Origin of the sequence: Flavobacterium sp. (assembly GCF_040382755.1) — a bacterium.
Classification (GTDB): Bacteria; Bacteroidota; Bacteroidia; order Flavobacteriales; family Flavobacteriaceae; genus Flavobacterium.
In genome coordinates, this window is sequence record NZ_JBEIET010000242.1 from 1 (window position 1) to 1,687 (window position 1,687).

Here is a 1,687-nt window from a genome sequence, read left to right on the forward strand (position 1 = left end):
ATGTCTACAATCATAATATAATAAAATAAGCGATTAATAAAAGAGACACAAACACAAAGCCAACTAAAGTTAAGGCTTCGATAATCGTGTTTAACATCATTTTGCCTTCGTTGTCTAGGCCGTTAAATAAGTTCTTAAATATTTTCATTTTGTTTGTTTAATAAGGTTAAAAAATCTTCCGTTTCTTGTAAAGCCGTTGCGATTTGTTTGTCCGATGCCGCAACTAATAATCGTTCGATTAAGCAAGTTAATGCAGTTGGGTTGTTTTCTTGTTCCTTAATAAAATTAAGTGCTTTGTTAAATGTTTCCATAGCGTTTTTTTTAATTGTTTAGTGAATAACTATACGCAAATATAAATACTAAGTTTCAATCCACCAAACTTTTTAACAAATTTTTTTCACTTTTTTACAAATTTAGAATGATTCTAAATAAGGAATAAGGCAATAACCTTAAATAATCTCAATAAAAATAAGGGAATTAGCTTGAATTAGATGCGTTCGTGTATAAAAAAACGGATTTTCTTTACCTAATGGATATAAAAAAAGGGGATATTTCTACCCCCCCTAAACGCTATGTGCAAACTTACAACGGAAACTTAAAAGAATCTATATTCTTTACTAGTGAGTTATCAACTTCTTTGCATTCTATTTTCAAGATTCTACCGCCTAATGGCTTCGGGGGTGCGCCTCGTTCAACGTGCCAACCGAACGCGCCTTCGCCGTATTCTTCTTTGTACGTACCCGTTAACATTAAATGCAGTTGACGTTGTTTAACTGAGTAACCCTTCTTAGAATTGTGGTTAACGCATTCCCTAACGTCGTTTCTAGAACTATTTTCGTGTATGTGTCCCATTGTAAACACGTCGAAATCTTCGTACATCTCAAGGGAACGAGTAAGGTTTAACGCTCCTTTGGTAACTACACCACCGCCACCACTTCCGTGGTAATACTTTACTTTTGTGGTTACGTTACAATTCCCGTAAAGGGTTTGTTTAATGATTATCCAACCTCCGTACCCGCCCGTTTGAACGTTGGAAGAACATTTATAATTTAATAAATCAACGAATCTACGGAGTAAGTCCGTTTCTTGGTATTTGATTATGCTTGTTTCGTGGTTACCATATCCGATAACCTTAATAATATGAGCGTAAGGCGCGAACCATTCTACCGCAGTTTCTACTATTGAATCTAAATATCTAGTATTATTATGTTCGGGTCTTAAATTTTTGCTTCGTCTTGCATCCCCACGGCCTTCCATTAGGCAAAAGAAATCCCCGTTTATTATTACGGGTATTCCGTTATCGTTGCAGAAGTCCAAGTGCTTCCTTAATAGTTGCCAATCGCATTTAGGGTTATCCCAGTGTAAATCCGATAACATAGCTACGTGAACTTGCGTACCCACTAATTGTAATTCGTGGATATTTTTTCCGTGTTTTATTACATTCATAATGTTAAATTTGCCCGAAATATCGGAAGAAAAGACGAACCCGCGAAATAAAGGTAGAATTTAAGATGAACCGAAGAACGAATCCGAGTACAAAAGCAAGTAAAACTAACCACCACGAAGTGCGATATTTAACGACTTGCGAAGCCTTAGCCGTTTTCCATTTTGTTTCGCCTTGAATCTTTAAGGTCTTAACACGTTCTTTGTATTCGATTCTAGTTTGCCAACGTGTTTTAGGAATATA

General features: G+C 35.9%; 3 protein-coding genes. All 3 read right to left on the minus strand.

What is annotated here, in order from left to right:
- Positions 1-134 precede the first annotated feature (134 nt).
- Positions 135-311 carry a hypothetical protein gene (locus tag ABWO04_RS11710; protein WP_353079866.1) on the minus strand — a complete coding sequence of 59 codons (177 nt, stop codon included), beginning with the start codon at positions 309-311 and terminating at the stop codon, positions 135-137.
- A 271-nt stretch (positions 312-582) separates the two neighbouring features.
- The gene (locus tag ABWO04_RS11715) at positions 583-1,257 is read right to left on the minus strand and encodes a hypothetical protein (RefSeq protein ID WP_353079867.1); all 675 of its coding nucleotides are present in this window, start codon (positions 1,255-1,257) and stop codon (positions 583-585) included.
- Positions 1,258-1,450: 193 nt separating this feature from the next.
- The coding region (locus ABWO04_RS11720; protein WP_353079868.1) for a hypothetical protein at positions 1,451-1,687 on the minus strand (237 nt) is incomplete at its 5' end.

What these genes read in the sequence shown, in the direction of transcription:
- ABWO04_RS11710 (WP_353079866.1), bottom strand. Translation starts at nt 311, where the DNA reads ATGGAAACATTTAACAAAGCACTTAATTTTATTAAGGAACAAGAAAAC.
- ABWO04_RS11715 (WP_353079867.1), bottom strand. Translation starts at nt 1,257, where the DNA reads ATGGAAGGCCGTGGGGATGCAAGACGAAGCAAAAATTTAAGACCCGAA.